The organism is Parasphingopyxis marina, from assembly GCF_014237875.1.
Classification (GTDB): Bacteria; Pseudomonadota; Alphaproteobacteria; order Sphingomonadales; family Sphingomonadaceae; genus Parasphingopyxis; species Parasphingopyxis marina.
In genome coordinates this window covers 272938-293925 of the sequence record NZ_JACJVJ010000002.1, presented here as the reverse complement: position 1 = coordinate 293925, position 20988 = coordinate 272938, and the positions used below count along the sequence as shown (strand labels likewise).

The following is a 20988-nucleotide window of genomic DNA, read 5'->3' as shown; positions in this document are numbered from 1 at the left end:
CTCGGCCCGGCAACGGTGCTGTGATCGAAATCAACAGTAGGGATTTCGCCGCCCTGAGTCGACGGTGGGGCGTATCAGCCCTCGATATCGACCCGCAACCCGGTCTCGAAATTCTCGGATGCGAGATCGGCAATCCGCTGGGCGACAGTTTCGGGCGTTTTGAGGGTCGCCTGATCCTCGCCCGGATAGGCAAGCTGGCGCATCGCGGTGGCTGTCGCGCCGGGATTGACGAGGGCTACGCGCAGGGGCGCGAGGTTCTTCACCTCCTCGCCATAGCTTGTCACAAGCGCGTCGAGCGCGGCTTTCGAGGCGCCATATCCGCCCCAATAAGCGCGCGGTCTCGCGCCGACGCTGGAGGTGATCGCGATCAGCCGTCCCGCCTCGCTCTTGCGTAGCATGGGATCGAACGCGGCGATCAGCGCCTGCTGGGCGATGAAGTTGAGCGTCATCACTTCCGAGAGTTCCTTGGCGGGGATCTGCGCGACCGGGGTCAACGAGCCGAGTTTTGCGGCGTTGAGGACGAGGATGTCGAGCGCCTGCCAACGTTCGCCGATCGCGGTGGCGAGCCGCGCGATGCTATCGCCATCGACGAGGTCCAGCGGGGCGATCGTCGCGCTGCCGCCTGCCTGGTGGATCGCATCCTCCACTTCCTCGAGCCCGCCGGCGGTGCGCGCGACCAGGATCACATGCGCGCCGCGTGCAGCCAATTCCTTCGCGGTCGCCGCGCCGATGCCCCTGCTGGCGCCTGTGACGACCGCCAACTTGCCTTCGAGAGGCCTGGCTTCCCCGGATGCGGCCGTCATTTGACGCGTTCGGCGAGGAGCGGAAGCTGGGTCACGGTGGCGAGGCCGTCATGATCGGTGAGCGGGGTGGGATATTCGCCGGAGAAACAGGCATCGCAACGCTGCGGATGCTCGGCATTGCGCCCCGCTTCGCCGAGCGCGCGGTAGAGGCCGTCGATCGAAATGAAGGCAAGGCTGTCCGCTTTTATATATTCGCGCATATGCTCGACATCCATTTGGGCGGCGAGAAGTTTTTCGCGTTCCGGCGTATCGACGCCGTAAAAGCAGCTGTTGGTCGTCGGCGGACTGGCGACGCGCATATGGACTTCGGTCGCGCCGGCCTCGCGCATCATGTCGACGATCTTCGTGCTGGTCGTGCCGCGGACGATCGAATCGTCGATCAGCACGACCCGCTTGCCTTCGATCAGCGGCCGGTTGGCATTGTGCTTCAGCTTCACGCCGAGATGGCGCACCTTGTCGCCGGGCTGGATGAACGTCCGCCCGACATAGTGGGAGCGGATGATGCCGAGCTCGAAGGGAATGCCCGATTCCTGCGCAAAGCCGATCGCGGCGGGGACGCCCGAATCGGGCACCGGGATCACGAGGTCGGCCGGGGCGGGGCTTTCGATCGCCAGTTCGGCGCCGATCTGCTTGCGCACCGAATAGACCGACTGCCCGTCGACGATCGAATCGGGGCGCGAGAAATAGACATGTTCGAAGATGCAGGGGCGCGGCGCGAGCGGCGGGAAGGGGCGGTGCGATTTGATGCCCTCGTCGTTGACGATGATCAGTTCCCCGGGATCGACCTGGCGGATGAAATCGGCGCCGACGACATCGAGCGCGACCGTTTCCGATGCGAAGATCACTGCATCGCCAAGCTTGCCCATGACGAGCGGACGAATGCCGAGCGGATCGCGGCAACCGATCATCCCCTCGGGCGTCAGGCAGACGAGCGAATAGGCGCCTTCGACCTGTTTCAGCGCGTCGATGAACCGGTCGAGCAATGTCTTGTAGGCCGATGTCGCGACGAGATGGATGATCGTCTCGGTGTCAGAGGTCGACTGGAAGATCGAGCCATGGCTGACGAGTTCCCGTCGCAAGGTCATCGCGTTCGAGATATTGCCGTTATGCGCGACGGCGAAGCCGCCCGAGGAAAGCTCGGCATAGAGCGGCTGCACGTTGCGCAGTCCCGATTCGCCGGTGGTCGAATAGCGGACATGGCCGCAGGCCGCGTCGCCGGGCAACTGGCGGATCACATCCTCTTCGTCGAAATTGCCGGCGATATGGCCGGTCGCCCGGTGGCTGTGGAAATAGTTGCGGTCATAGCTGGAAATGCCCGCGGCTTCCTGGCCGCGGTGCTGGAGTGCGTGCAGCCCCAGCGCGACGACGGCGGAGGCGGTGTCGGCGCCCCATATGCCGAATACGCCGCATTCTTCGCGCAGCTTGTCTTCATCTGCATCGGAAACGTCGAAAGGATTTGTGGTCAGCATAGCGACTCCGGCCCATGGTCGGTCACGGGCGTGCATATAGGGTGCCCGCTGCGGCTTGTCTCGCCTTTGTCATAAATATTTGCCGAACTTTCCGCGGGGCCCATGCGTTTGGGCCGGGAAAGGAGTATAAAACCATGGCCAAGGATCACGGACCGAGCGTCAAGGACGACGAAAATTACGATGCGTTGCGCGAGGAAGGCGCTTCGAAGGAGAAGGCCGCGCGGATCGCAAATGCCCAGGCGAACGATAATGTCCGGCCGCGCGGCACCCGGCTTGAAGAACGCAGCAAGGACGATCTTTACGAGGAGGCCAGGAAGATCGGTATCGAGGGGCGATCGGAAATGGATAAAGAAGAGTTGATCGAGGCCATCCGCTCGCACTAGCAGGGGGGATGGACCGCGAAACCGGCGATAGCCTCGATCCCAAATTCGACGATAAGGGCCTGCTCACGGCTATCGTGACCGACCGTGTGTCGGGCGATCTGCTGATGGTCGCCCATATGAACCGCGAGGCGCTGGACCTGACCCTCGAAACCGGTATCGCCCATTTCTGGTCGCGCAGCCGCGAGACGCTGTGGAAGAAGGGCGAGACCTCGGGCAACACGCTGTTTGTTACGGAGATGCGCATCGATTGCGACCAGGACGCGCTCTGGCTGATCGCGGATCCGGCCGGGCCGGCCTGTCACACGGGCGAGCGGAGTTGCTTCTATCGTCGCGTCGACGGCGGGAAGCTGCGCCGTATTTCCTAACCCCGCGGCGCCGAGAAAACCTTCCAGCCTTGCCGTAGCGTCATAGCTTGACGTTAACGTGAACGGTATCTAAGTCTCGGGGACTATGGCTAGCAGAACCCTCCCCGAAGCGGGCATCGACACGCCCGACGCAAAAAATCGCGAAACCTTCACCATCTCGGACCTTTCCGCCGAGTTCGGCGTAACGCCGCGCGCGCTGCGCTTTTATGAGGATGAAGGGTTGATTTCGCCGGAACGGCACGGCCTTTCGCGCGTGTACACCAAACGCGACCGTGCCCGGCTCGCCTGGATCCTGCGCGCCAAGCGTGTCGGATTCAGCCTTGCCGATATTCGCGAAATGATCGATCTTTACGATCTCGGCGACGGCCGGACGAAACAGCGCGCAGTGACGCTGGAAAAATGTCGGACGCGCATCGAAACGCTGAAAAGCCAGCGTGTTGATATCGATTCGTCGATCGCCGAACTCGAGAACTTCGTCGACCTTGTCGAGGAAGCGGACAAAGAAGAAGCCGCGAAAAAGCGCGCCTAAGCAAATCACAGGATAGGAAACCATGCCCCAATATACGCCCCCCGTCCGCGACAGCCGTTATGTGCTCGACCAGGTCGTCGGTCTTGAGCGCTATTCGAACTTGCCGGGCTTTGAAAACGCAACCGCCGATATGGTCGACGCGATCCTCACCGAAGGCGGCAAATTCTGCGCCGAAAAACTCTTCCCGCTGAATCAGGTGGGCGACGAGGAAGGCTGCACCCGCCATGACGACGGATCGGTAACGACGCCCACGGGCTTCAAGGCCGCCTATGACGAGTTCATCGCCGGGGGCTGGACGACGCTGTCGGCACCGCCGGAATTTGGCGGACAGGGTTTGCCGCATGTGCTTTCGACGGCCTTCGAGGAATATCTGATCAGCTCGAACATGGCCTTCGCCATGTACCAGGGGCTGACGATGGGTGCCGTCGCTTCGATCATCACCAAGGGATCGCAGGAACAGCAGGAAAAATACCTGCCGAAGATGATTTCGGGCGAATGGGGCGGCACGATGAACCTGACCGAGCCGCAATGCGGCACCGATCTCGGGATGATCCGTACCAAGGCCGAGCCGCAGGCCGACGGCAGCTATGCCATTACCGGCACCAAGATTTTCATCTCGGCCGGCGAGCATGACCTGACCGAAAACATCATCCATCTCGTACTGGCGAAAACGCCCGGCGCGCCGGACAGCTCCAAAGGTATCTCGCTGTTTATCGTGCCTAAGTTCATGGTCGGCGACGATGGCTCGCTCGGGGCGCGCAATGGCGTATCGTGCGGATCGATCGAAGAAAAGATGGGCATCCACGGCAATTCGACCTGCGTCATGAACTATGACGGCGCGACCGGCTTCATGGTCGGCGAAGAAAATAAGGGCCTTGCCGCCATGTTCATCATGATGAACGCGGCGCGGCTCGGCGTGGGTCTCCAGGGCCTGGCCCAGGGCGAAGTCGCGTTCCAGAACGCGGTTCAATATGCGAAGGATCGCCGTCAGGGCCGGGCGCTGACCGGCCCTGTGGATCCTGAAGAAAAAGCCGATCCGATTTTCGTCCATCCTGACGTACGCCGGATGTTGATGGAGTCGAAGGCCTATCTCGAAGGGGCCCGGGCGCTGTGCCTGTGGGGCGCGCTGCAGGTCGATCTTATCCATCTCGCCCAGACCGAGGAGGAGCGGCAGCAGGCCGATGACTTGATCTCCCTGCTCACGCCGGTGATCAAGGGTTATGTCACCGACAAAGGCTATTATGTCGCGACGATCTCGCAGCAGGTCTATGGCGGCCATGGCTACATCCGCGAATGGGGGATGGAGCAATATGTCCGCGATGCCCGGATTTCGATGATCTATGAAGGCACCAACGGTGTCCAAGCCATGGATCTGGTCGGCCGCAAGCTGGCACAGAATGGCGGGCGAGCGGTCCAGGGCTATCTCGCACTCGTCGCGCAGGAAGCCGGCGAGGATAGCGAGGACGATACGGTCAAACAGGTCGGCGCGGCGCTCGCCAAGGCCAATGGAGAGCTGCAGGCGGCAACGATGTGGCTGATGCAGAATTCGATGCAGAACTTCAACAATGCCGGCGCTGCGGCATACAGCTATATGGAGCTTATGGGCGTCGTCACCCTGGGCCTGATGTGGCTGCGCATGGCCAAGGCGAGCGCGGCGGCCATCACCGCAGGCGCCGAAGACAAGGCCTTCCATGAAGCCAAGCTCGTGACGGCGCGCTTCTATGCCGAGCGCATCATGCCCGAGGCCGGTGCGCATCGTGCGAAGATCGAAGGCGGTTCGGAAAGCCTGATGGCGCTCGATCCCGAAATGTTCGTGGCCGCATGACGGGAGTTTCCGAAGTCGTCCGCACTTGGCGGGAAGAGGTCGTCCGCGATCATATGGAATCGGAGAACGTCCATGAGTTCGACCGGACGATCGAGACCTTCACCCATCCGCGTTACGAGCTGATCCCGAGCGGCACTGTGTTCGAGGGCGAAGAGGAAGTCCGCAAATATTACGAGATATCCCGCGCGTCCTTTCCGGACCAACGCAACGAACCGATCGAATTCCATCATACCGACGATGGCGTGCTGGTCGAATTCTGGCTGATGGGCACGCATAAGGGGCCGCTGAAACTGGGCGGTACCGAAATCCCGCCCACCGGCAAGGATTTCCGGATTCGCATGGCCGCGCTCTTCACCTTCGACGATGATGGCATAACCAACGAGCGGGTTTGGTACGACCAGCTTTCGGTCATGCAGCAACTCGGCCTGCTGCCCGGCGGTTGATACGGTTCAGCGCGCCGCGCTAGACGGTGCGCTGCCATTTCCCCTAAAAGCCGCAAATCGGCAGGAGAGGATAAGGGTGTCTCGCAAAGCCCACTGGATTCTCGGGATTTTGGGCGTCGTGATCGTCGCGACGGCTGCCTATTTCGCAGCGATGAGCATGGGGCTCGGCGATTATGATGGCGGCATAGACGAGGCGGCCCCCGAAAGCGCTACCGACGATCTCGCGGCGATGTCGCCTGGCGAGCGGCTGTGCAGCGCCCAATCGACGGTCGATTCCATTCGCCAGCGTATCTTCAGTCGTGCGCGCACCACGCGCGAGGACGACGGCGAGATGTTGTCGCGGCTCGAAACCGGAACCGTGGCCCGTATCGAGGGTGCTCATCTGGTGAACTTCAACGAAAGTACCGAAGAAGCGCGCTGCGAGGGTCGGCTCGTGCTCGAGCTGCCGCGCGGCACCGAACCGGCTTTCAACTATAGCCGCAGGCTGACCGCGGAACTGGATTTCGTCGCACAGCCGACGGTGGGCGGGCGGGGGATGGTCTCGCGGATGACCGGCGCGGACATGATCATCGATCGGCTCGCCGATGCGGATCTCGTCGCGCGCGCCGACAGCCAGGAAGACGAACTGCGTTTCCCCGATCGCGAAAAGGAAGAATTCGATCCCGAATTGCCCGATCCCGAATATTACGAACCCGATCCCCGCCTTCCCGAGCTCGATGGCGATTCGCCCGAAAATCTTCTCCCACCTGATATGCGTCGTGGCGGGAACTAGCGACTAGGCTGACAGCCGTTCGCGCGGCCAATCGAATGCGATCCGCGTTTCGCCTGTCGGCGTGCCTTCGGCGTCATAGCTTCGCTCTACGATCCAGCCCTTGCCCCGCGCATTAACCGCCGCGATGGTGCTGCAGCGCGTGCCGTAAACGGGATTGCGGATGAAGATCGGACTGAGATCGGCTTGGCGCGGTTCCACCTGTGGCGAATCGTCGGACCGCATCCAGTCCAGCAGCGCGCCCTGGTCGTCTTTTCCGGATCGCAACCAATCCTCGAGCATCGCCTTGATTCGCTCGATCTTGGGCCAGGGATCGTCGAGCGCACCGTTGGAAAGGCCATAGAGACCGGGCCCGAGCCGTGTTCGCAAAGGTCCCGGTCGGTTCGAGAGAAATTGCGCGCTATTGCCGTCTACGGTGATCAGGTTGAAGGGATTGAAGTCCTCCAAGTCGTTTTCGCGGGGCCGAGCATAACGCCCGGTGCCTGCCAGTACATCCAGCACGAGCGCGCCGCGCGATGCTTTGTCTGGCGCCCGGCCGTTGGGATTCGCGCGGTTGGTGATCACGGCGAGCCGGCCCTCTGCCGAAACGCCGAGCCAGGTGCCGCCCTGTTCGATATCGCGCCCGGCGATGATGTGCGAAGGATTGTCCCAGCGCGCAAGGGGGGCCGCAGGGCGGGCGTGCAGTTCGTCGCGATTGCCTATGACGACCAGCGGCCAATCGGAATGCGCATTCCACGCGAACGCCAACACGCACATGGGAGCGGTTCCTCCTGCTATTCCTCCGGCAGGAAGTCCGGGACCGAAAGATAGCGCTCGCCGGTATCGTAGTTGAAGCCGAGTATGCGCTTGCCCTCGAGTTCCGGCAGTTTCTGCGCGATGGCCGCCAGGGTCGCGCCGGAACTGATGCCGATCAGCATGCCTTCTTCGCGCGCCGCCCGCCGGGCCATTTCCTTGGCGTCTTCGGGATCGACCTCGATCGCGCCGTCGATAGCGCTCGTGTGCAGATTTTCCGGTATGAATCCCGCGCCGATGCCCTGGATCGGGTGGGGGCCTGGCTGACCACCCGAAATGACCGGCGAGAGCGTCGGCTCGACGGCATAGGCTTTCATCTCCGGCCAGGCTTTTTTGAGCGTTTCCGCACACCCCGTCAGATGCCCGCCCGTGCCGACGCCGGTAATCAGCACGTCGATCGGGGTGTCGGCGAAATCGGCCAAAATCTCTTCGGCGGTCGTTCTGACATGTACGGCGATATTGGCCGGATTGTCGAACTGTTGCGGCATCCAGGCATTGTCCGAAGCGGCGACGAGTTCCTGCGCCCGTTCGATTGCGCCCTTCATGCCCTTTTCCTTGGGGGTCAGATCGAATTTCGCGCCGTAGGACAGCATCAGCCGCCGCCGTTCTATCGACATGCTTTCCGGCATGACGAGCACCAGCTCATAGCCTTTGACCGCGGCCACCATAGCGAGGCCGATGCCGGTATTGCCCGATGTCGGCTCGACGATCTTGCCGCCGGGTTTCAACGCGCCGGAAGCCTCGGCATCCTCGATCATCGAAAGCGCGATACGGTCCTTGATCGATCCGCCGGGATTGGCGCGTTCTGACTTGATCCACACCTCAGCGCCGGCGAACAGGCGTTGCATCCGGATATGGGGGGTGTTGCCGATCGTCTCGAGGATATTTGCTGCCTTCACGTCAAAGTCTCCTGCAAAGTTTGTTCTGGGGTTTCGGCGTCGTCGACAAGATGGTCTGGCGGATCGAAAGTCCGCGTATGTCGCAGAACCGGAAACCATCGCGCCCATAATAGCACCGTCGCAATCGCGCCGATACCTCCCGAAACGACGGCAAAGATCGGCCCGAATATCCATGCGAGGCCGCCGGAGAAGAAATCGCCGAATTCGTTCGAGGCAGATATGGTCAGCATCGAGACCGAAGACACCCGCCCGCGCATGTCGTCCGGCGTGTGGAGCTGAATCAGCGACTGGCGGATATAGACCGAGAACATATCGGCCGATCCGACGACCACCAGCGCGGCGAGCGACAGCGGCATCCAGGTCGAAAAGCCGAAAATGATTGTCGCAAGCCCGAACAGCGCGACAGACCAGAGCATTTTGGGCCCGACATTGTTCTTGAGCGGCTTGAACGAGAACCAGAGCGCGGTAAGCGCGGCACCGATGGCGGGAGCTGCGGCAAGCTGGCTGAGCCCGCGCGCGCCGACGTCCAGCACGTCGCGGGCATAGACCGGGAACAGCGCGGTCGCGCCGGCAAGGAAAACGGCGAACAGGTCCAGCGTGATCGCGCCCAGCACCATCTTGTTGAGGCGGACATAGCGCAGTCCTTCGACAACCTGGCCGATGGGGCGGGGGGAGCCGGTGATTTTCGGGCGGGGCACCTGGCCGATAAAGCCGAGCGCGATAAACGAGAGCAGGAACAGGGCAAATGTCGCTGCATAGGGCAGGGCGGGCTCGACGACGTAGAGATAACCGCCGATCGCCGGCCCGACGATCATCCCCGATTGCCAGGCGATCGATGAAAGCGCGATGGCGTTGGGCAGCACCTCTCGCGGCACCAGGTTAGGTGCCAACGCCGCGAGCGCAGGGCCCGCGAAGGCGCGGCCGATCCCGAGCAGAACCGCGATCACGAACAGGATCGGCAAGCTCATCGCATCGAGCCATGTGAAGGTTGCCAGCGCGCCGGCACAGGCGATCTGGACCAGCAGCATCAGCCGCGAAAAATTTCGCCGGTCGAACCGGTCGGCGGCGAGACCCGCAAAGGGCGTCAGCAGGAACAGCGGCACAAATTGCAACAGGCCGATGATCGCGAGCTGCCCCGAAGCACCGCCGACGCTCATGCCGCCATCGCGCGCCAGGTTGTATGCTTGCCAGCCGATAATCAGCATCATCGCATATTGGCCGAGCGTCATCGCCAGGCGCGACGCCCAATAGGCTCGGAAATTGGGGATTTGGAACGGGTGCGGGGCGTCGGCCATTATCTCTTCTAAGAGGCGGCGATAGCGGGCCGCAAGCGAGGCTCGCTTTCAACGGGACAAGCGCTGCTTGCTGCTGTAGATTGAATGGATAAAGGCAGGAGATTCAAGATGCTTAGATTGACGATTGCGACACTGGCCGCGATATCGCTGACAGCCTGTTCGAGCGAACCCGCATCCGAAGCCGGCGATAGCGGCGCAGAGGCCGCCGAAACGGCGCAAGCTGCCGAAACCGCCGAAGAACCGCAGCTGACGGCGGAGGGCTATGGCGCCCTGCGGATCGGCATGACGGTCGACGAGATCACGGCCGAGTTCGGTGAGGATGCGAACCCCGAAGCCGTCGGTGGCCCGGATCCGGAATCCTGCAGCCAGTTCCGTCCGCAACGCGCGCCCGAAGGCCTGCTGTTGATGATCGAGCAGGGCGTTCTTACCCGTGTTTCGATCATCGATCCCGGTGTGGAAACCGATGCGGGGCTAACCGTCGGCGCGACGTCAGCCGCAGTGCGCGCGGCCTATGGCGAAGCTATTCAGGCATCACCGCACACCTATGTCGAAGCACCCGGCGAATATCTGACCGTCTGGTCCACGGGCACGCCCGAGGGCCCCTATGTCCAGGACGCGAACGCGCGTGGCATCCGCTACGAAGTTGGCGAGGACGGCACGGTGCAGGTGATCCACGCCGGTGGGCCCAGCATCCAGTATGTCGAGGGCTGCGCGTAGCGGCTAGGCGGCGCTCGCCAGCTGGTACAGCATCTCGACATAGCTCATGGTCGCATCGGTGATGCCGGCGATGCCCTCGCGTGTCGGTTCGATCACGAAATACTCGTTCGGCGCGTGGGCACCGGTGCCATAGCCCATGCCGAAATGGCCGGCGGGTTTTGAGAGCGGCGGGGCGGTGAAGGTTACGCCCGGCCACGAACCGGCGACGCGCGGGTTTATCGCCGTCTCGACGCCGAGGGCGCTATAGGCGGCAAGTTGGCTCTGGATGAGACGGCTGTCTTCGGCTGTCTCGGTCGGGCCATAGCCGCCGGAAACATTCACCTCGATATCCGGATAGCCCGCCGCATCGAGATGCGCGCGCAGTTTGCGTTCGGCTTCCTCGCGCGTCTGGTTGGGAACGAGGCGCAGATCGATCTTGGCTACAGCCCGGTGCGGCAGGATGGTCTTGCCGCCGGGCCCCGTATAGCCGCCGACCAGCCCCTGGATGTTGATCGAGGGTTCCTGCGCGAGCCGCACGATCGCGTCCTCGAAGTCCATATCGTCAACCCAGTGCGAGACGCCGAGTGCCGACATCAGCGCGGTTTCGTCGGCGCGTCGCGCCCATCCGACGGCGAGCGCGCGTTCGCGGTCGGTGAGCGCACGTACATTCTCGTACCAGCCGTCGACCGCCGGACGGTTACCCATGTCGGTGGTTAGCGTGTTGAGCGCGTTGACGAGGCGCCAGGCCGGGGAGTCGACGATTGGGTTGAGGCTCGAATGGATGTCGTGGGTCGGCCCGCGGCCCCAGCTTTCGCCGCTTGAGACTATTTCCAGTTCGACCGCGCCCTTGGCGCCGAGGTTGACCGTCACCTCCCCGTTGGCGCCTTGCGATGCGCTGGGCATGAATACGCCCTCGGCGCGCGCGAAGGCGTCGCGGATATGCGGCCGAGCGAGAATTTGGTGGAAATTGGGTGAGGCGATCTCCTCCTCTCCCTCCGCGACGAAGACCAGGTTGACCGGCGGCGCGACCCCGGCATCGCGCATCGCGCGCAACGCCGCGAGGAAGGTCGCTTCGGGACCTTTCTGGTTGACCGCGCCGCGCCCCATGATCGCGCGGCCGAAGCCATCGACTTCGACAATATGTGCCTCGATCGGATGAGAACGCCACTCCGAGGGATCGAACTGTTTGACGTCGTACATGAAGTAGATGCCGAGTGTCCGTTCGGCGCCGTTGTCCATCAGCCCGAACACGCCGGGATGGCCGTCCGTCGCCACGATTTCGACGTCGGTAAAGCCGACCTCGCGGATCATTTCCGCCATATATTCGGCGCCGTCCGGCATGTTGAGGTTTTCCGCGGCGATCGAGGGCAGGCGGATCCAGTCCTGGATGCGGGCGATATCCGCCTCGCGATTGGCGAGCGCGGCGGCCCGGATCGCATCATGATGCGGAGAGGTCGCCAGGGCCATGCTCGCGGGCCAGAGCGAGGCGGCGGCGCCCGCCATCATCGAGGCGCGCAGGACGTCGCGGCGTGTGGTGCCGGATTGGGAATCGGAATGGTCGGTCATGATCTGCTCCCTTTTCTTGTGGGGATCATGATCGCGCGTCCCGGCGCTGGCAAGCTCGGTCAGGCCGGTTCGACGAAGCTGTCGAGCACGCGCTTGCGCCCCGCCTTTTCGAATTCGATTTCCAGCTTGTTGCCCTCGATTTCCTGCACCGAGCCGTACCCGAATTTTTCGTGGAAGATGCGCTGTCCGAGCGCGATGTCGGTTCGTGGCTTCGCGCCGAAGCTGACGGCGCTGGCCCGCGCTTCCATCACCTTGCCGGTCTTGGGCAGGGCGCCGGATGTCGCGGCGCGTCGCCAGCCGGGGCCTCGTCCCCCGGCGCGCGCGACATTGGCGAAGGGATCGCCCTGTTCGGACCAGTTGGCGCGCCACAGGCTCTCGCCTCCGGTCATGCTGGTCTCGGAATCGATATGCTCTTCGGGCAATTCGCCGATGAAACGGGAAGGGATCGAACTCGTCCATTGGCCGTAAATCCGCCGATTGGCGGCATGAACGATATGGGCGAGCCGCCGCGCGCGGGTGATCGCGACATAGGCGAGGCGGCGTTCCTCCTCGAGGCTCTTGTTGCCGCCTTCGTCGAGCGAACGCTGCGAGGGAAACACGCCTTCCTCCCATCCGGCGAGGAATATCGTATCGAATTCCAGCCCCTTGGCGGCGTGGATGGTCATGATCGTCACATGTTCGCGATCCTCGCCCGCGTCATTGTCCATCACCAGGCTAACATGCTCGAGGAAACTGCCGAGCGTGTCGAACTCCTCCATGGCGCGCGCAAGTTCGGTCAGGTTTTCGAGCCGGCCGGCGGCCTCGGCGGACCGATCCGCCTGCCACATTGCGGTATAGCCGGATTCGTCGAGCACGATCCGCGCCAGCTCGGCATGGGGCAGGTCGTTTGCCGTATCGCGCCAGCGCGCGAAATTCGCGACGAGATCGCCGAGTGATCGGCGCGCCTGCGGCGTCAGCTCGTCGGTGTCGATAATTCGTTTGGCCGCCAGCGAGAGTGGGATATTCTCGGCGCGCGCATAGGCGTGGAGCTTCGCCATCGCCTTGTCGCCGAGGCCGCGCTTGGGCGTATTGACGATACGTTCGAAGGCGAGATCGTCTGCGGGTTGGGTGACGACGCGCAGATAGGCGAGCGCATCGCGGATTTCCTGCCGCTCGTAGAAGCGGAATCCGCCGATGATACGATAGGGAAGGCCGATCTGGATGAACCTGTCTTCGAATTCGCGCGTCTGGAACTGGGCCCGGACGAGAATCGCGACATCGTCGAGCGATCCGCCCTTGCTCTGGAACGCTTCGATCTCTTCCCCGACGCGCCGGGCTTCCTCCGGCCCGTCCCACACGCCGATGACCTTGACCTTCTCGCCCTCATCCGCGTCGGTCCACAGCTCCTTGCCGAGCCGTCCGCCATTATGGGCGATGACGCCCGACGCGGCGGCGAGGATATGGGGCGTAGACCGGTAATTCTGCTCCAGGCGGACGACCTTGGCGCCCGGAAAGTCCTTTTCGAATTTCAGGATGTTGGCGACCTCGGCGCCGCGCCAGCTATAGATCGACTGGTCGTCGTCGCCGACCACGCAGATATTCTTCCGCTCCTGCGCCAGCAGACGGAGCCAGAGATATTGGGCGCTGTTGGTATCCTGATATTCGTCGACGAGGATATATTTGAACCGCTGTTGATAGTGTTCGAGCACATCGCGATGAGTCTTCAGGATCACCAGCATATGCAGCAGCAGGTCGCCGAAATCGCAGGCGTTGAGATCCTTCAGACGGTCCTGATAGGCATGGTAGAGCTGCTGTCCCTTGCCGTTGGCGTACTGCTCGCTCTCGCCGGGCGTCACGTCCGCCGGCATCCAGCCGCCATTTTTCCAGCGGTCGATAAGCCCGGCGAGCAGGCGTGGCGGCCAGCGTTTCTCGTCGATTTCGGCCGCCTGGATCAGCTGTTTGAGCAGCCTTAACTGATCGTCGGTGTCGAGGATCGTGTAGTTGGATTGCAGGCCGACCAGTTCTGCATGTCGTCGCAACATCTTCGCGCCGATCGCGTGGAAGGTGCCGAGCCAGGGCATGCCTTCCACATCCTGGCCGAGAGCGCGAGCGACGCGCTCCTTCATCTCGCGCGCGGCCTTGTTGGTGAAGGTGACCGCCAGGATTTCGGACGGCCAGGCTTTCCGCGTCCAGATAAGGTGGGCGAGCCGCGCAGTGAGACACGCCGTCTTGCCGGTTCCGGCGCCGGCAAGCACCAGAAGCGGGCCTTCCGTTGTGAGTACAGCCTCGCGCTGCGGCGGGTTGAGCGCGCGCAAATATGGCGGTTCGGGGCTTTGAAGGGCGGGTTCGGTCACCCGTGAACAGTTAGGGAACGGAACCGCCGGCGGCAAGCCGCTCGTCACCAATATGCTATAGCGAAGCGGCGAAATCGGCTAAGAGGTGGATTGGGGGTAGAAACGAGGAGCGCCGCCATGCGTCGATACCTGATTTTGCTCGTTTTTCTGATTTTACCGACCGCCGCTCCTGCCCAGATCGATTGGTCGCAGGCGGAAACCGTGACGGTTACCTTGTCGAGCTTCGCCTTCACGCCCGAGACGATCGAACTCGACCATGGGCGCCCCTATCGGCTGCATTTCGTGAACGGTTCGGATGGCGGGCACAATTTCGCGGCTCGTGATTTCTTCGAGGCTGCGGAACTGGGGCCGGGCGCGGCCGAGATGCTGGACCGCGGAAGGATCGAACTGGATGGCGGCCAGAGCGCCGATATCTATGTGATGCTCGCCGAGCCCGGCGAATATGAGGTGCACTGTTCGCACTTCATGCACACGACGTTCGGCATGAGCGGCGATATCGTCGTGCGCTGAAAAGCGGGTTGGGTTACGCGGCTTCGGCGTCGAGCTTGAAGAAGCGGCGCGCCTTGTCCCGCCAGTAATTCTTGCCATAGCCCGGATAGTCCCGAAGTCCGGACCATTCGACGCCGGCCGTTGCGGCCAGCGCGCGGGCGAGCATTTCGGTGTCGAGCATCAAATTGTCGCGATACTGCATTTTCGTCTCCCGGCAGGATCTCCAATGATCGGCTGCCAGGGCTCTTGTCGCAGGAATGGCATATCGGCGCTGTGACGGGGCGCACAGATTTGCAGGTTCGCGGGGTCAGGAGGCGGGGCGAAGCAACGTGATCTGCGCCTTGCCGATGGCACGCGTGACATCCTCGGAAAATCCCGGGATTTCGATATTTTCGTCGCGCTCCGTCTCAATGCTGATCCAACAGGAAGGCGACATCCAGCCCTGTTTCAACAGCCGGGGCAGCGCCGTTTCGGCGAGGCCCGAGCGATAGGGCGGATCCAAGAAGATCACATCGCAGGGCTGGACGGCAGAGCCGATCGATTCGGCGAGGGCCGCGCGAATGTCGGCGCTCGCTTCGAGCGCATCGATATTGACGCGCAAAGCAGCGATGGCAGCGCGATCCTGCTCGACGAAGGTGCAATGGGCGGCTCCCCGCGACAGGGCTTCGAGGCCGAGCGCCCCGCTACCGGCGAAGATATCCGCGATACGCAGCCCTTCGAAACTGCCGATCCGGCTCTGGAGCATCGAGAACAAGGCTTCGCGCACCCGATCGGCAGTGGGTCGGGTCGCCTGGCCTTCTGGCGCGACAAGTTTGCGCCCACGCCATCCGCCGGAAATGATCCTCATTTGAGGGTTTGACGGAATTTCACGAGGTCGTGCTGACGGATCGACAGGACATCGCCTTTGGCGAGATCGCCCAGCGCAAAAGGCCCATAGGCGGTTCGGATCAGGCGACTGACCTGCAAGCCGAGATGTTCGAGCACCCTGCGCACCTCGCGATTCTTGCCTTCGGCAAGCTTCATCTCGATCCACTGATTGCGCCCGGTTCGTCGCTCCAGATTGGCGTCGATGGGCCCGTAGCGCATCCCGTCGATGGTTATGCCCTCGATCAGTGCCTCGAGTTGCTCCTGGGTGATCGGGCCGAAGGCGCGTGCCCGGTAGACGCGCTCGACCCCGGAGGACGGCAATTCCATCTGCCGCTTCAGCCCGCCGTCATTGGTCAGCAGCAACAGGCCCTCGGTATTGAGGTCGAGCCGGCCGATCGGCATCACCCGCGGCAACCCCTTGGGCAGCTTGTCGTAGATGGTCGGCCGTCCCTTCGGATCGCGCTCGGTGGTCAGCACGCCGGCCGGCTTGTGGAAACAATAGAGCTTCGCGGGGATGGGCTGGGCGACAGCCGCGCCGTCAACGGTTACGCCGTGGAGCGATTTCAGGAGCGTGGCCGGGGTATCGAGAATCTTGCCGTCGATGGCGATGCGCCCGGCTTCGATCATCCGCTCGACTTCGCGACGCGACGCGACGCCGGCGCGCGCCAGAAGCTTGGCGATGCGCTGCGGCTCCTTGGAGGATTTGGATGGCGGGGATTTGGGGGGAGGCATGGGCGTCTCCATAGCCGGAGAATGGGGACGCGGGGAAGCGCCTTAATCGCCGACGCGTTTCTCGATCTCGTTATGGAAGGCGCGGATGCCGCCTTCCAAGGTGCCGAGCGTGATATCCTCGATTGCGCCGGACGAGAGCCCTTGTTGGCCGAGCGCGGCCGCGCGGAAATCCTCCGCACCGAACACCTGGCCGTCGAGCAACGCCCAGCTGCGTTCCCAATGATCGAGCGCCTTGTCGTCCTTGGGTTCTTCGTCGATCAGCATGAAATCCTCGACCAGCAACCGGTCCACGCCCTGGGGCATCAATACCATCAGGTTCACATAGTCCGGGCTGACGACGATCACCGTCGCGGGGAACAGTTGATAGGCGAAGGTCACGCAGCTGCGGAGCGCCGCCCAATCGGACAGGTCGAGCCCGGCGAGATCGGCGGCCCGGCCGACGGCCGAGCGACGATGCGGGCCGACATTGTCACCCGAGGTGATGCCGTCCTTGAAGAAGGGGCCGATCGTCTGCGCATGAAGCCGCTGGACGTGATAGCTTTCGAGAAAAGCATCCATCACCAGCTTCCAGTTGGCCGGCACGTCATGGGTACGGCGACGGAACAGATATTGGTCCTTGAGGCCGAAGGCGTCGAAATCCTCGCCCAGCTCGGCCGGGTAGGCAAAATCGGCGGTTTCATCGAAGGAGAACCAGATCAGCCCGCCCGCTTCGAGCGATGGAAGCTCTTTCAGGCCGTGCGCGCCCTTGTCGAAGCCGGGAAAGGTCTCGGGGCGTGGCAGGCCCTTGAGGCTGCCGTCGAGCGTATAGCTCCAGGCGTGATAGGGACAGATGAGCAGCTTCGAACATACGGTCTCCCCGCCCTCTACAAGCCGCGTGCCGCGATGCTGGCAGACGTTGAGGAAGACATGCGCCTTGCCCGCGGCGTCGCGCGTGACGAGCAGCGGCTTGCCGAAGCCGTCATGCGGGATCGCCATATTGGGCTCGGGCAGTTGTGCCGAAGGCGCGATCACCTGCGGCATCGTGTCGAACAGCGCGGCCATCTCGCGCGCGTGCCAATCGGGATCGGTGTAGCGCGCGGCGGGAACGCGGGTCACGGCCTCGCCGCCTTCGTTTCCACCCTCGCTGCAGAGCTCGGCCAGGGCCAGCTGGCCTTTTGTCGGGGTCAGAGCGTTCATAACGGGACTATCCATAGCGAATTTTGCCGCTAGGTTCTTGCAAAAATCAACGCGGGGAGCACGACAATGGCCGATACCAGCGATGCCGTAGCGTCAGCCGACGAACGGCCCGGCACGTTTCTCGAAGGCTTGAAGCCCTATACGAAGCCGGCGCCGCTCGCCGCGCTGTTTCTCGGCATTTCCTCGGGCTTCCCGTTCGCGATGATCGGCGCAACCCTGACGACGCGGCTGGCGCAGGACGGGATCGAGAAATCGGCGGTTACCGCCTTCGCGCTTACCTTTCTCGCCTATAATCTGAAATGGGCCTGGGCGCCGATCATCGACAAGGTCCAAATTCCCATTCTCGGCCGGATGGGGCAGCGGCGGTCATGGCTGCTCGTGATCGGCCTTGCGGTGATGGGCGCGGTGGCGCTGCTCGGCAATATCGATCCCAACAGCTCGCTCCCCTTTGTGGCGCTGGCCGCAATCCTTGTCGGCGTGATGGGCGCGACTTTCGATATCGTTATCGACGGGTACCGGATCGAACTGCTCGAGCCCCATGAGCTCGGCATCGGTTCGGGGATGAGCCAATATGGCTGGCGGATCGGCGCGGCCGTGGCCGGCGCGTTGGCGCTGGTGGTGGCGGCCCGTGCCGGATGGGGAGCGGCCTATATGGTTTGCGCTTTGCTCGCCCTGCCTGCGGTGCTGACGGGTTTCATCATGGGCGAGCCGAAGCGCAAGGTAACGCGTGAATGGCCCGAATATATGACGCGTACACCTTATGCGATTTTCATCCTCAGCTTTCCGGTCGCCTATATTCTGGGCGTCCTGCTGGATCGCTGGCTCGGCGTGCAGATTCTGAGCCTGATGGTGATCGTCGGTTTCGTTTTCCCCTTTTTCGACCTGACCGCCCGCCGCGCTCGGGACATCGGATGGTCGGGCAAGATCAACTGGGTGTTGCTGCCGCCGCTGGCCGCGCTGGTCGCGATCCTCGTCACCGACTGGGCTACGATCACCGCCTATCTGGGCTCGGGCCTGTCCGTCCTCCTCTATCTGTTGCTGGCGGTGGGCGCGGTGCTGGTCGCGATGCTCTGCACGACGCCGACACGCACGGCAGGCCGAACCGAATCGACAGTCGTGGGTCCGCTCGTCGAATTCTTTACCCGGGAAGGCGCGCTGATCGTTCTCGCCTTCGTCCTCATCCACAAGCTTGGCGATACGCTCGCCAATCTCACCTTCCGCCTGCTGTTCGAGGAACTCGGCTACACCAATGACGAGATCGCGCTCTACGATGTCGGGCTGGGTTTCTGGGCGCTGCTGGCGGGAGTGTTCGTCGGCGGCTTCCTCTATGCGCGCATGGGAATGAAATATTCCGTGCTGCTGAGCCTCGTGCTGATGGCGATTTCCAATTTCAGCTTTGCCGGCCTTGCCGCGGTTGGCCACAGCAATGCCGGGATGGCGGGCGCGATCGGATTCGAGAATTTCGCGAGCGGGATCGGCGGGGTCTGCGTCGTCGCCTATCTCTCGGCGCTGTGTAACCTCAAATTCACGGCGACCCATTTCGCCCTGTTGTCGGCGGCGGCGAGTATCCTTGGCCGTTTCCTGACCGGCACTTCGGCGGGCTCGCTGATCGAATCCATGGGCTATGTGAATTTCTACCTGCTCACCACGGCCGTCGCCTTTCCCGGCGTTATCCTGTTCTGGTGGATGATCCGCTCGGGCCTCGTCGATCGTTCGCTCGGCTCGGCCGGAGGCGAGGAGGCCGAGGACTTGGCCCCTTAAAGCCGCAGCGGCTTTCCCATCGCTACGAGGCTGTCCGACAGTGCGGCGATCGTCGCCATCGGTCCGTCGGCTTCGTTCCGGTCCATGAGCGCGGCGATCGCCTCGCCGCTACTATCCGGATCGGCGATCGCCTGAAGCAATGTCCGTTCGGCGCCGGTCATGCGCGGCGTGCAGCAGGAGGCGACGATGATGTTTCTGCGCGACGCCCGGGCGATATCGACGAGGATGGCGCGCAGCAGCACCATGGGGCGGCGGTAACGCAAGCCGTAACAGCTCAGTAGCGCATTGGCGGCGAAAGCGTCTTCGAGACCGTGCACTGCCATCCGGCGCAGCGCGAAGAGCAGTATCCGGGCATCGCCGCAGGTCGGTGCGGGATAGGGGAGGATCGTGTCGAGCTTGGGGGAATCGGTCACGGGCGTCCTTTCGCTATGGAGCCCATCTGACCTCAAATGCTATTGCAAGTCAATCGCAACTAATATCATTCCGGGAAGCTTTCGTTGAACCGAAGCACTTCGCCGGCCAGGTAGAGCGAACCGACCACGGCGATCGTCGCCGGAGGGCTGCTGGCATTGGCGTAATTCCAGTCGGCCAGCGCCGACGGGACGTCATGGGCGGTAAAGGCCGTGATGCCATATTTCCGCGCGACGGCCGCGAGATCCTCGGGGCTATGGCATTCATGGCCCTCGGTCGGCACGAAGGTTGCGGACTGGGTGTTGCCGGCGAAACGGGCGAGGAACCCGTCGGGATCCTTGTTAGCGAGCATACCCATGACGAGGTGGAGGTTCGGCGCTTCGGCGAAGTGCCGGGCGATGACGTCCGCGGCGAGCGGGTTGTGGCCGCCATCGACCCACAATTGGGTGCCTTCCGGAAGCAGGCTGACGAGCGGACCGCGGTCGAGCCGCTGGAGTCGCGCGGGCCAGTCGGCCCAGCCCATTGCTGCGCGCAGGGCGGATTCGGGAATAGCAAGCTCGCGCTGATGGCTCAGCATCGCGATGGCAAGCAGCGCGTTATCCGCCTGATGCGCGCCGGCGAGCCGGGGCAGGGGCAGGCGCAGTTTTTGCTCGGCATCGTGGTAATGGAGCTCGCCGCGATAGGCCGCGCCCTTCCAGTCGCGGCCGCGGGCAATCCATTCGGCGCCGTTCGCCAGCGCTGTCTTGGCGATCGCTTCGCCCAGTTCCTCTTCATATTGCTGCGTGACGAGCGGCCGCCCACGCTTGGCGATCCCGGCCTTTTCGGAGGCGATTACAGCGATATCGTTGCCGAGGAAGGATTCGTGATCGACGCCGAGATGGGCGATGCCGGCGACCAGCGGTCGCTCGATGACGTTGGTCGCGTCCAGCCTGCCGCCCAGCCCGACCTCGATCACGCAGGCGTCCGCCGGATAGCGCGAAAAGGCAAGGAAGGCCGCTGCGGTCGTGACTTCGAAGAAACTGGGGTTCACATCCTCCGAGATATCGAGAACCTCGGCGAGCACCGCGGCGAGCTGCGCGTCGGAGATCAATTTGCCCGCCAGCCTTATCCGCTCATTGAAACGCACGAGGTGCGGGCTGGTATAGACATGCGCCTTGAGGCCCGCCGCCTCGATCGCGGCGCGCAGAAAGGCGCAGACCGATCCCTTGCCGTTGGTTCCCGCGACATGGAGCACCGGCGGCAGGTTGCGCTGGGGGTTGTCGAGCCGCTTGCACAGCTCGGTAATCCGCTCGAGTCCCAGCACATCGCGACCGGGCGAGAGGATCGTCAGCCGGTCGAGCTGTTTCTGGACGGCCGGATCGTCCGAATGGGCGTGATCGGCCATG

Annotated in this window: 22 protein-coding genes; 9 read left to right on the top strand and 13 right to left on the bottom strand. The window is 63.1% G+C overall.

Annotated features, from left to right (window positions below):
- Positions 1 to 74: 74 nt before the first annotated feature.
- Entirely contained in the window at positions 75 to 803 is a 729-nt protein-coding gene (locus H6P80_RS10170; RefSeq protein WP_185801279.1) for an SDR family NAD(P)-dependent oxidoreductase, read from the bottom strand.
- A complete protein-coding gene (gene purF / locus H6P80_RS10165) occupies positions 800 to 2272 on the bottom strand; it encodes an amidophosphoribosyltransferase (protein ID WP_185801278.1) in 1473 nt (490 codons plus the stop codon). The genes H6P80_RS10170 and purF overlap by 4 nt, the downstream gene beginning before the upstream one ends.
- A gap of 134 nt (positions 2273 to 2406) precedes the next feature.
- Between purF and H6P80_RS10160 the strand changes: the two genes are divergently transcribed.
- The 6 genes from H6P80_RS10160 to H6P80_RS10135 all read left to right on the top strand — a co-directional run bounded on the left by H6P80_RS10160 (position 2407) and on the right by H6P80_RS10135 (position 6589).
- A complete protein-coding gene (locus H6P80_RS10160; protein ID WP_185801277.1) occupies positions 2407 to 2655 on the top strand; it encodes a DUF7218 family protein in 249 nt (82 codons plus the stop codon).
- 8 nt (positions 2656 to 2663) lie between these two features.
- Entirely contained in the window at positions 2664 to 3020 is a 357-nt protein-coding gene (hisI, locus tag H6P80_RS10155; RefSeq protein ID WP_185801276.1) for a phosphoribosyl-AMP cyclohydrolase, read from the top strand.
- An 85-nt stretch (positions 3021 to 3105) separates the two neighbouring features.
- The gene (locus H6P80_RS10150; protein ID WP_185801275.1) at positions 3106 to 3549 is read left to right on the top strand and encodes a MerR family transcriptional regulator; all 444 of its coding nucleotides are present in this window, start codon (positions 3106 to 3108) and stop codon (positions 3547 to 3549) included.
- A gap of 22 nt (positions 3550 to 3571) precedes the next feature.
- Positions 3572 to 5374 (top strand): acyl-CoA dehydrogenase C-terminal domain-containing protein, encoded by a 1803-nt coding sequence (locus H6P80_RS10145; RefSeq protein ID WP_185801274.1) that lies wholly within the window; start codon positions 3572 to 3574, stop codon positions 5372 to 5374.
- Positions 5371 to 5817 carry an ester cyclase gene (locus H6P80_RS10140; protein WP_185801273.1) on the top strand — a complete coding sequence of 149 codons (447 nt, stop codon included), beginning with the start codon at positions 5371 to 5373 and terminating at the stop codon, positions 5815 to 5817. The genes H6P80_RS10145 and H6P80_RS10140 overlap by 4 nt, the downstream gene beginning before the upstream one ends.
- A gap of 76 nt (positions 5818 to 5893) precedes the next feature.
- The gene (locus tag H6P80_RS10135; RefSeq protein ID WP_185801272.1) at positions 5894 to 6589 is read left to right on the top strand and encodes a hypothetical protein; all 696 of its coding nucleotides are present in this window, start codon (positions 5894 to 5896) and stop codon (positions 6587 to 6589) included.
- Positions 6590 to 6592: 3 nt separating this feature from the next.
- Here the strand turns inward: H6P80_RS10135 and H6P80_RS10130 are convergent, their stop codons facing one another.
- The 3 genes from H6P80_RS10130 to H6P80_RS10120 are packed head-to-tail and all read right to left on the bottom strand — an operon-like array spanning position 6593 to position 9572.
- Positions 6593 to 7342, bottom strand: coding sequence for an NRDE family protein (locus tag H6P80_RS10130; protein ID WP_185801271.1), 750 nt, complete (start codon positions 7340 to 7342; stop codon positions 6593 to 6595).
- Between the two features lie 17 nt (positions 7343 to 7359).
- Entirely contained in the window at positions 7360 to 8277 is a 918-nt protein-coding gene (cysK, locus tag H6P80_RS10125; protein ID WP_185801270.1) for a cysteine synthase A, read from the bottom strand.
- On the bottom strand, positions 8274 to 9572 hold the full coding sequence (locus H6P80_RS10120) for an MFS transporter (RefSeq protein WP_185801269.1): 1299 nt from the start codon (positions 9570 to 9572) through the stop codon (positions 8274 to 8276). Before H6P80_RS10120 ends, cysK begins: the two co-directional genes overlap by 4 nt.
- Positions 9573 to 9680: 108 nt before the next feature.
- On the opposite strand from H6P80_RS10120, the gene H6P80_RS10115 reads away from it, so the two are divergent.
- Complete coding sequence (locus H6P80_RS10115; RefSeq protein ID WP_185801268.1) at positions 9681 to 10289, top strand: hypothetical protein; 609 nt, start codon at positions 9681 to 9683, stop codon at positions 10287 to 10289.
- 3 nt (positions 10290 to 10292) lie between these two features.
- On the opposite strand, the gene H6P80_RS10110 is transcribed toward H6P80_RS10115, so the two are convergent.
- Together H6P80_RS10110 and H6P80_RS10105 are read right to left on the bottom strand one after the other, a co-directional pair.
- The gene (locus H6P80_RS10110) at positions 10293 to 11834 is read right to left on the bottom strand and encodes a M20/M25/M40 family metallo-hydrolase (RefSeq protein ID WP_185801267.1); all 1542 of its coding nucleotides are present in this window, start codon (positions 11832 to 11834) and stop codon (positions 10293 to 10295) included.
- A gap of 59 nt (positions 11835 to 11893) precedes the next feature.
- Positions 11894 to 14167, bottom strand: a complete 2274-nt coding sequence (locus H6P80_RS10105; RefSeq protein WP_328804985.1) for an ATP-dependent helicase — start codon at positions 14165 to 14167, stop codon at positions 11894 to 11896.
- A 117-nt stretch (positions 14168 to 14284) separates the two neighbouring features.
- Here H6P80_RS10105 and H6P80_RS10100 point away from each other — a divergent pair, with 117 nt between their 5' ends.
- Positions 14285 to 14677 carry a cupredoxin domain-containing protein gene (locus tag H6P80_RS10100; RefSeq protein ID WP_185801266.1) on the top strand — a complete coding sequence of 131 codons (393 nt, stop codon included), beginning with the start codon at positions 14285 to 14287 and terminating at the stop codon, positions 14675 to 14677.
- Positions 14678 to 14690: 13 nt separating this feature from the next.
- On the opposite strand, the gene H6P80_RS10095 is transcribed toward H6P80_RS10100, so the two are convergent.
- The 4 genes from H6P80_RS10095 to H6P80_RS10080 all read right to left on the bottom strand — a co-directional run bounded on the left by H6P80_RS10095 (position 14691) and on the right by H6P80_RS10080 (position 17431).
- Positions 14691 to 14858: a hypothetical protein gene (locus H6P80_RS10095; RefSeq protein WP_185801265.1), complete on the bottom strand. Its 168-nt coding sequence runs from the start codon at positions 14856 to 14858 to the stop codon at positions 14691 to 14693.
- 105 nt (positions 14859 to 14963) lie between these two features.
- Positions 14964 to 15503 carry a 16S rRNA (guanine(966)-N(2))-methyltransferase RsmD gene (rsmD, locus tag H6P80_RS10090; protein ID WP_185801264.1) on the bottom strand — a complete coding sequence of 180 codons (540 nt, stop codon included), beginning with the start codon at positions 15501 to 15503 and terminating at the stop codon, positions 14964 to 14966.
- A complete protein-coding gene (locus H6P80_RS10085) occupies positions 15500 to 16255 on the bottom strand; it encodes a pseudouridine synthase (RefSeq protein ID WP_235973861.1) in 756 nt (251 codons plus the stop codon). Before H6P80_RS10085 ends, rsmD begins: the two co-directional genes overlap by 4 nt.
- 42 nt (positions 16256 to 16297) lie before the next feature.
- Positions 16298 to 17431, bottom strand: a complete 1134-nt coding sequence (locus tag H6P80_RS10080; RefSeq protein WP_185801262.1) for an aromatic ring-hydroxylating oxygenase subunit alpha — start codon at positions 17429 to 17431, stop codon at positions 16298 to 16300.
- A 66-nt stretch (positions 17432 to 17497) separates the two neighbouring features.
- Here H6P80_RS10080 and H6P80_RS16520 point away from each other — a divergent pair, with 66 nt between their 5' ends.
- Positions 17498 to 19192: an AmpG family muropeptide MFS transporter gene (locus H6P80_RS16520; protein ID WP_235973860.1), complete on the top strand. Its 1695-nt coding sequence runs from the start codon at positions 17498 to 17500 to the stop codon at positions 19190 to 19192.
- Here the strand turns inward: H6P80_RS16520 and H6P80_RS10065 are convergent.
- Entirely contained in the window at positions 19189 to 19605 is a 417-nt protein-coding gene (locus H6P80_RS10065; RefSeq protein WP_185801261.1) for a DUF6628 family protein, read from the bottom strand. The genes H6P80_RS16520 and H6P80_RS10065 overlap by 4 nt on opposite strands.
- Positions 19606 to 19670: 65 nt before the next feature.
- Positions 19671 to 20987 carry a bifunctional folylpolyglutamate synthase/dihydrofolate synthase gene (locus tag H6P80_RS10060; protein WP_185801260.1) on the bottom strand — a complete coding sequence of 439 codons (1317 nt, stop codon included), beginning with the start codon at positions 20985 to 20987 and terminating at the stop codon, positions 19671 to 19673.
- Between the last annotated feature and the right edge of the window lies 1 nt (position 20988).